This window comes from Gluconobacter thailandicus F149-1 = NBRC 100600, assembly GCF_000964465.1.
GTDB classification, from domain to species: domain Bacteria; phylum Pseudomonadota; class Alphaproteobacteria; order Acetobacterales; family Acetobacteraceae; genus Gluconobacter; species Gluconobacter thailandicus.
In genome coordinates, this window is record NZ_BANH01000108.1 from 1 (window position 1) to 7673 (window position 7673).

Annotated in this window: 9 protein-coding genes; all 9 read left to right on the top strand. The window is 51.2% G+C overall.

The annotated features are described in order from the left end of the window. The first annotated feature begins 960 nt into the window (after window positions 1-960). Window positions 961-1296 carry a hypothetical protein gene (locus tag B7444_RS15755; RefSeq protein ID WP_007284333.1) on the top strand — a complete coding sequence of 112 codons (336 nt, stop codon included), beginning with the start codon at window positions 961-963 and terminating at the stop codon, window positions 1294-1296. Between the two features lie 55 nt (window positions 1297-1351). After that, window positions 1352-1933: a DNA-binding protein gene (locus B7444_RS15760; RefSeq protein ID WP_007284334.1), complete on the top strand. Its 582-nt coding sequence runs from the start codon at window positions 1352-1354 to the stop codon at window positions 1931-1933. A gap of 78 nt (window positions 1934-2011) precedes the next feature. Next, a complete protein-coding gene (locus B7444_RS15765) occupies window positions 2012-2707 on the top strand; it encodes a hypothetical protein (protein ID WP_007284335.1) in 696 nt (231 codons plus the stop codon). Window positions 2708-2938: 231 nt separating this feature from the next. Further along, complete coding sequence (locus B7444_RS15770; protein WP_007284336.1) at window positions 2939-3334, top strand: hypothetical protein; 396 nt, start codon at window positions 2939-2941, stop codon at window positions 3332-3334. A 399-nt stretch (window positions 3335-3733) separates the two neighbouring features. Then, window positions 3734-4105 carry a hypothetical protein gene (locus B7444_RS15775; protein ID WP_035730192.1) on the top strand — a complete coding sequence of 124 codons (372 nt, stop codon included), beginning with the start codon at window positions 3734-3736 and terminating at the stop codon, window positions 4103-4105. Window positions 4106-4191: 86 nt separating this feature from the next. Beyond that, window positions 4192-4620, top strand: coding sequence for a hypothetical protein (locus B7444_RS15780; protein ID WP_007284338.1), 429 nt, complete (start codon window positions 4192-4194; stop codon window positions 4618-4620). Further along, window positions 4617-5381: a phage protease gene (locus B7444_RS15785; protein ID WP_048855230.1), complete on the top strand. Its 765-nt coding sequence runs from the start codon at window positions 4617-4619 to the stop codon at window positions 5379-5381. The genes B7444_RS15780 and B7444_RS15785 overlap by 4 nt, the downstream gene beginning before the upstream one ends. A 24-nt stretch (window positions 5382-5405) precedes the next feature. Further along, a complete protein-coding gene (locus B7444_RS15790; protein ID WP_007284340.1) occupies window positions 5406-6419 on the top strand; it encodes a Mu-like prophage major head subunit gpT family protein in 1014 nt (337 codons plus the stop codon). A 63-nt stretch (window positions 6420-6482) separates the two neighbouring features. Next, a complete protein-coding gene (locus B7444_RS15795) occupies window positions 6483-6980 on the top strand; it encodes a hypothetical protein (protein WP_007284341.1) in 498 nt (165 codons plus the stop codon). Window positions 6981-7673: the final 693 nt, after the last annotated feature.

Consider the following 7673-nt stretch of genomic DNA (forward strand, 5'->3'; position numbering starts at 1 on the left):
CTGATTCAGGCTCTGCAAGGAGACTGAAGATGAGCGACCTGATTGTGACGGGACAGTGGAGATGGAACTTCAAAGTTATACGGGATGATGTGGGATTGTCTGGGATTCGGCGGGCTAAAACCCCGGTTTGCTACTGTGTGTGGCGACTGCAAACCGCTGTACCGCAATTTTGGGGCCGGACATCCAAAATGGAACTTGAGGGGCTTGATCGGTTCGTTCGGACACTGGAATTGGAGCTGTCAGCATCGTGCTTAAAAGTGTCTTAAAGTCAGTCTTAAAGGTTACATGTTCTCGCATAAATCCATTAAAAACATATACTTATAAAAAATCTTGTCCCAAAGGACATCTCACTGAGACCAAGAACGGACTTCCAGTTTTTTGCCCGTAACATTGGAACTACAGCGAACAGTGAGGACGGAAGACGAAAAACAAATAAAACTAAGCAAATACAATACGTTACTAGGTATTTCCCGACATTAAAAAACATTTAACATCGGAACCGGATTTCGAGGAATTATGCGGGATAAATATCCGGGAAAAATAGTATAATTTGGCGTGGTTTTATAAGACGCAGAAAGGCGATTTTAGGACGCAGAATTTCCTGTTCTGATGAGGAAGCATGACCGTGAAAGCAGAACGACAAACTTGTCGTTCTGCTTTTATCGACGTGTTGGGAAGGTTTTCTCCAGATCGTTTTTAGTACGTCGGCAAGAGAAAAATCTTCTTGACGGGTGGAATCTTCGCCAACTATGGTTCCTATCAGGGCTTCAAAACCCCATTAAAGGCGGCATGCGTCGCCAGACGACTTCAAAATCGTCCCGACGCTATTTTTGTGTCCAACGATATAGGACGCACAGAGCACGAGATTCCTCGCCGGGAGGCGTTGGCGTATGTCCAGGGCGAAAGCCTAAAGGCCATCGTGCCGTTACCTTTAGCGGTTTTGAACTCCCGGCGGCGCTCATGGTGGGCGCCGTCAATGCCTTCAAAAGCATAAAGGGTCTCACCGTGTTGGAACTGAAAATCGCAGTTGACGAGACGCATCCACACCAAAGTCTGGATACTTGCATCGCTCTTGTGAGCATGATCGAGGGGCTGCTTGACGGGCAGAACGATCTCGGCGACCTCACAGAAGAAGGAATTTTTGGTTTGAGTTTGCAGTTACGGGCCGTCGTAACAGCAATGAGCGTCATTCGTGATGCCGTAGAAGCCAAGATACATGGCGAAGACAAGCCGAATGAGCGGGCTGTGACGCCACGTTTGACAGAACCGAAAGGACGGCGCTCCGCCGCTGCCTGAACGTGATCTGGGGCGACCTTAGCAGGTCGCCTTTTTTATTGGCTGGACCGGTATCATGGATTTCTCAGATCAGGACTTTATGGATTTACGGGCAGGGATTTCTTCTGCTCAGCTCGGGCGGCTGCATCGTCGCATCCGCTATCTGGAAGCGGCGCTTGTTCAGGTGCTGCGGGACGAAAGCGCTTTACGAGAATGGTTTTCCTCCTCGGAAATTGTCTCCTTTGGGCTTCCGGGGTTGCCTCGGACGGTTTCGGGCATGACGCGACATGCGAAGGACAATGCCTGGGAAAAGCGCATTGTCATGGGGCCTCGTGGCGAGCAGAAAGAATATCACTTCACGTCTCTTCCCGCGCGTGCGTTCGATATCATGCTCGAACGTGTTTTGCGCAATCCGATGCAGGATCAGGAAACGGCTGCACTGGTCCCTAATATTCCCAGAACAAAAAGCAAGCCAGCAGTGTCCTCGACAGGGCAAGCGACCTCTCAGTGGCTCCTTCCACTGATGCGGATACTGAAGAAAGATCCAATGCCCATAGGTGAAGCAGTGCTCCGTCTTCCGCCTGACTTCCGCACTGGAAGAAGGCCAGACCTTCATGAAGTCGTTTTTGAGTTGAGGCAGTTGGGCCTCATAGCGTAGTGAAAAAGCGGGCTGTATTTCAGTCCGCTTTTTTCTTGGTCGGATTTTGCTCTGACCTATGTTTCTCGAATGAGTGTTATGACCAACAAACTTCACCCTGCTTTTCGCTCGGCGGATATTCTGCATGTCCTGAAAGATCAGGGTGAAGTTTTGACGCTTGATGGGATGCTGAAGGAATTACGGAAACGCTTTCCTGATGTTGCGCTTCCCGGCCGGTCAACGTTGGGCCGCTATCTCAAAGCTCAGGGACGTACAGGCGCGCGGGGACGTAATCTGCGGCACCCTGACATTCGACGTTATCTTGAGTCCGCTGATCCGCGAAAAACGATCAACCAGTGGCTGGAAGAGATGGCTGGTCTTTTCCCTGGTCTGTCATTGCCGACGAAAAAGGCAATCAGCCGATATCTTGTTAAAACCGGGCAGCGTCGGAAGCCGACAGGGCTGCATTTCTCTACCGAGATTTACGATTTCATGGACGTGCATGCCGCTAAGGTAACAGTCGATGAAATGCTGGCCCTTTTGAAAGAGCAGTTTCCTCACGAGGCCTGTCCTGGTCGAACGGCGGTTGCTCGTTACATGAGCAAGACAGGGCGCAGGGGAAAGCTGTCCTGGAGTGACCGGTCTTCTGAGATGGCTCTCTTCATTCAACAAAATCAGGGCTGGGCTTCGATAGATTTTTTACGAACACTGCTGGGAAGAACGTTTCCAGGGCAATCTTTGCCGTCTCGATCTTCCCTTCACCGGAATGTTCAGAATTTGCGCTCCGAGCATTAGAAATGAGTATTGGCGTTGCACAGGGGTCATGTAAAAGCCCGAACGCGCTGTAGCCCCCTCTTACGCCGACTTAAACGCCTCTTAAAATTCGGTGGTGTGTTGTACGGACTTCTGTTCGGCGGCTGCCTGTGCACAAAGCCGTTATAATCTCTTAGGGGTCTGGATCCAGACCCTGCCCGTACGGGGTAGGTTTTCATACTGCTGGCTCCTTGAAGAAGGAGCCAGTTGATCATGTCTGAACCTACGGAAGACGGTATCTCCAATCCGACATTGCACCAACTGAAAGAGGTTTTCCAAGACGAGGCGCTTCTAGCTGATTTTCTGCTAAAATATGGCGGCTGGCGTGTTTTCATACCTAAAAACAAGCCTTCGGATGAGAAGCGGTGCCGTATGGGCAGGTTCTCCATCTACCGTCTCGTTCCAGAGGATGTGGCAGACAGATTTCGCGAGCACTGGCCTAGCTATCTTTGCCCGATCCCGAAATGTGATTCGTTTCTGCTCCACCACCTGATCAAATCCGGCAAAAGCAATTTTGAAATTGTGCAGACAATGCGGATCAGTCTGGGGGCACTCAAAGCCTACAAAGCGCGCCATGGGCTCAGGGCGTCTGACATGGAATTTGTCTAGTCGATAAAAGGCTTTCTTCGAAGCCGTTGTAGCGCGCCACAGACGCATTTTCCTCTGCCGAATACATCCCAGTGCCTGTCTGGCAAGAAGAGGCCTCTAGACCCGTCTTAAACTGTTTTAAATGCGTCTTAAAAAGATCGGGAGGGGCGTCTTTATTAGCTGGCCAGCAAAATTAAAGCAGAGCCCGGTCGGGGTTCGTCCTGATGAAAACAGGAAACAGTATTCAGGCCGCATTTTTCCGGTGCCCCTCTCTAGCACATCTTCATACAAAGAAAGGGTGACAATGGCGACAGCAGAAAGCGGAAAGTCTCCCCCGGTAGAAAAGTAGGGGCATGACCCCGGACCCTTACTGTCTCCCCCGCTTTAGGACACCGTGACGACATGGAGAAAGAGGAACCCATGTCCGAACGAAAGCGAAGCTTATCGCTGGATTATTTGGAAACGCTCATACCAGCGTCTGGCCTGGTGCGATTTCTGGAACAGTACGGTGGCAGCAAAATCTATGTCCCCAAAACCCTTGGGTTGGCGGGAAATCGTGTCCGCACGTGCCCCCTTGAAGGGCTGGTTGCGTGGCCGCGCAAAAAGGAACTTCGGGAGAAATTTGGCGGCCTGGACGTCTGCGTGCCGATGGGAAAGAGCTTTCTGGCCCGTCAGTACAAAAAGGATGGCCTTGATAATAAGGCAATCTCCCGCAAGCTCGGAATTGGCGTGCGTCGCGTAGCAATCATGACAGGACCAGAAAAAACGTGCTCAGGGAATGCTGCAGCATGATGGCGGTGCTTCGGGGTGCGATCACTCCTCTGGGGGGCCATGCTCACCCCCATTATTCTTCCAGAAGTCTAGGAGGGGTAGAGCACATGGCGAACGAAGAGGATGACTGGAAGTCGGAAGTATCCCTTCAGCAGTTCATCGAGATTTTTGGTGATGAAGACAAGCTTGCCGAGTTCCTTACACTTTATGGCGGGCAGCTCGTCTATATTCCGAAAAGGATTCCATCGTTTGGTCGGAGAGCCCCTTTTGGGCAGTGGTCTGTTTATAATCTTTGCGATCGGACAATTGCAGACCGGTTTGTAAAACACATTGGATATCTCGGTGAAAACCGCCTGAATGTCCCTGTCGCCAATAGCTTTCTCTCCCGTCATTTCCTGATGCAGGGTCTCTCCGTCCGGGAAGTTGCACAAAAACTCAGGCTTTCGATCAGTCACATCAAAAAGCGGAGGTCACATCTGCGGCGAGAGGGCTTTGTTGTCCATCAACAGACACCCCATGTGGAGTTGGAGCCATGAAAGGTCTCACTCAAGGCAGCGTTGTCCTAGAATTGCATGCGCAGGAAGCGGTAGCCCCAGATTGGATTCATATTGTTCCTTCTGGAACATTTTCGGGAAAAGATGGTCGTGGGCCTTTTCATCTGAACAGCCCTCAAGAAGTCATTACAGCTTCATTTCCGAACCCAAAGCGCCCCATTCCGGTCGATTACAATCATACGCTCTACGCCCAGAAGCACGATGCGGGCGCGGCCGGTTGGATCGACCGGATGGAGAGCCGGAACGATGGAATTTGGGCGCACGTCGAATGGACGCCTAAAGCATCACGGCTGATTGCTGAGAAAGAATGGCGTTTTCTGTCCCCTGCGTTTGAAACGGCGGAAGACGGGGACGTGAAGCGGATTGATAGCGTCGGGTTGGTTAATCGCCCCAATCTCCCTCTTCCTGCTCTGAATAGCGAGAGCAGCCAGGATAAGCTGAATGACAGCCAATTGAGAGAGAAAGTCTGCTCGCTTCTGGGACTGGATACCTCTGCAGTCTCGGCAGACATTCTTCAAGCGATGGAAGACGTTCTTGCAGATCGCTCAAGCAAGAAGCCCCTCAAAATGCAGAAAAACTCCCGTCTTTCCGGGACTGATCTCTCGCTGCTTCAAGGCATCCGGAAAGACGTGGATGTCATTCGAGAGACAATTTCCGCCCACTCCCGCCAAGAAGACAAGATCTTGGACACGGCTCGGACCGACCTCGATCTGGAAATCAAGAAACAACTCGGTATCGCCTGACACTGGGCGATTGAAGGATCTATCATGGAAATTTCTGCTGGCAGCATGGGTCTGCTGTTTAAAAACTACCAGTCCGTTTTCAATGAAGCCCTGCAGAGCGCACAATCACACTACAAAGACGTAGCAATGATCGTGCCTAGCAAGACTTCAGCCGAAGTTTATGGATTTCTCGAAAAGCTTCCGGGCATGCGCGAGTGGGTTGGCAGTCGCGTTATCAACCAGTTGGGTGCAAATGGCTTTACGATCGTCAATCGAGATTGGGAACAGACGATCGAGCTTGATCGAAACGATATTGAAGATGATCGTTACGGTCTCTTCGCACCTTTAGTTCGTGACATGGCCGTTTCAGGTTCGTCACACCCTGACGAACTGATCTTCAGCCTGCTGGGTGATGGTTTTACGACCAAGTGCTACGATGGCAAATCGTTTTTCGACACGTCGCATCCCGTATCGATCGGCGACGCCAAGAAGGGCACGTATTCAAATATTTTTGGGTCCGGGAAATTTGCTCCCTGGTTCCTTTTGGATTGTTCCCGCCCGTTGCGTCCTCTGATCTTTCAGGAAAGACGCAAGCTTCAGTTTGTCCAAAAAGCCAGCCCTCAGGATGACAACGTCTTCTTTGACAAGCGATTTCTTTACGGTGCAGATGCCCGATACAATGCAGGGTTCGGACTGCCACAACTGGCATTCGCCTGTACTGATCCTCTAACGCCCTACAATTATTCCGTTGTCCGCGCAGCGATGATGAGCCAGCGTGCCGAAAATGGGCGCCCTCTGGGTATCCGGCCGACACATCTTGTGACGGTTCCTGGCAACGAGAGCGCTGCCCTACGCATCCTGCGTTCGGAGACCATTGAAGCGACAACAAACGAGTGGGCAGCTTCCGCAACGCCCATCATTACCCAGTATCTGCTGGGAGCCACTGGTGCGACGGCGGCATGGGAAAATGTAGCTGACTTCCTCAATCCGAATGCCAGTTACGCGGCAGGCAGCGGAACCACAGCTGACGGAAAGCCACCGGCAAGCACAAACGGTTAATGTGAGCCAAGAGATACTGGGCATAGGCCCGGTATCTGACATGCTGAAAAGTCAGGTGTAGTCATGGAAATTCAAAAGATTAAGGGTCTTCTTGGCCTTTCCGAACAGGCTGAAGATCAGGAACTGGAGCAGGCGTTAAAACAGGTAGGACAGATCCGGCAGGCGTTTCAGCGAAAAAGGATAGGCCTCGGACTGCATGCTCAGGCGGCTCCTGAAGAAGTCCTAACACTCTTGGATCGCCCTGAAACCGAGGTTGTGACTGAACTCCGTCATACGATTGTGACAATGAGCGAGGAAGTAGGGGCGCTTCGGAAAGACATTCTGCGAGCTGATGCCATGCGCGCCATAGAAAAATTCGGAGCAGAACGGCCTATCTCAGCCCCCATGATTGAAACGCTGGTCAATCTGCATATGCAGAACCCAGAGTCAGCTATTCAGATCATGAGCGCGCTTCCAAAGCTGAATCAACGCTTTCAATGGCCTGATGCAAGAAACTCTACGGAAGGCAATGATGCCGCCGTCGCTCCCATGGATGCCGAGATTAAGCGGAATATGGTTTGAGAGTTTTGCCATGAGATATCAGGAAAGATCGTAGCAAAATGCCAGCTATTACCTTGACGGGTGATACTTCGCCTATTGGCTCGTCTCTACAGAAAATTGCAGAAATAGGCCGAAATCCTAAGAAATTTCTGAATGCAGTTGGACGGATTTTGACGTCGCGCAATGCGTAGCTAGAATCGCCGTACGGATGGGCCTACAAAAACCCACATGGCGCTCCTGCTCCTGTACGGGGCAGTGCTACGGCCGGTAGAATGTCACCGCGTCACCGTACGGCTATAGAAACCATAGAGTGCATAACCCGGTTTTTCTACCATAAAAACGGTCAAGAGTGATTTAGAGAGCTTCTAAATATTAGCGGGTTGGATCTGAGGCATACCGGCTGGGCCTTCCAGGAACCCAGCATGGCGCTCCCTTCTAAGGAAGGTGCTACGGCTGGAAGACTATCACCGTGTCACAGTATGCCCGCGCAGACTTATATCTGCTCACAGGGCTGTCTTCTATCTTAAAAATGAAGACAGTTAATGCCTTCAAAAGAGCAGTTTTAAAGCTGATTAATCGGCTAATAATGCTGGCTTAAAAGACATTTTAAAGGAAGTTTAGGGGTTCCACTTTGCGTGTCCCGCCGTTCCAAATTGAATGTCCCGCTTCACTGATTTGGCTGACGGACGAACAGATGGAGCGTCTGCGGCCGTT

Bases quoted from the DNA above. Each gene is read 5' to 3' on its own strand.
- B7444_RS15780 (WP_007284338.1), top strand. From the start codon at position 4,192: ATGGCGAACGAAGAGGATGACTGGAAGTCGGAAGTATCCCTTCAGCAG.
- B7444_RS15755 (WP_007284333.1), top strand. From the start codon at position 961: ATGGTGGGCGCCGTCAATGCCTTCAAAAGCATAAAGGGTCTCACCGTG.
- B7444_RS15765 (WP_007284335.1), top strand. From the start codon at position 2,012: ATGACCAACAAACTTCACCCTGCTTTTCGCTCGGCGGATATTCTGCAT.
- B7444_RS15775 (WP_035730192.1), top strand. From the start codon at position 3,734: ATGTCCGAACGAAAGCGAAGCTTATCGCTGGATTATTTGGAAACGCTC.
- B7444_RS15770 (WP_007284336.1), top strand. From the start codon at position 2,939: ATGTCTGAACCTACGGAAGACGGTATCTCCAATCCGACATTGCACCAA.
- B7444_RS15785 (WP_048855230.1), top strand. From the start codon at position 4,617: ATGAAAGGTCTCACTCAAGGCAGCGTTGTCCTAGAATTGCATGCGCAG.
- B7444_RS15795 (WP_007284341.1), top strand. From the start codon at position 6,483: ATGGAAATTCAAAAGATTAAGGGTCTTCTTGGCCTTTCCGAACAGGCT.
- B7444_RS15760 (WP_007284334.1), top strand. From the start codon at position 1,352: ATGGATTTCTCAGATCAGGACTTTATGGATTTACGGGCAGGGATTTCT.
- B7444_RS15790 (WP_007284340.1), top strand. From the start codon at position 5,406: ATGGAAATTTCTGCTGGCAGCATGGGTCTGCTGTTTAAAAACTACCAG.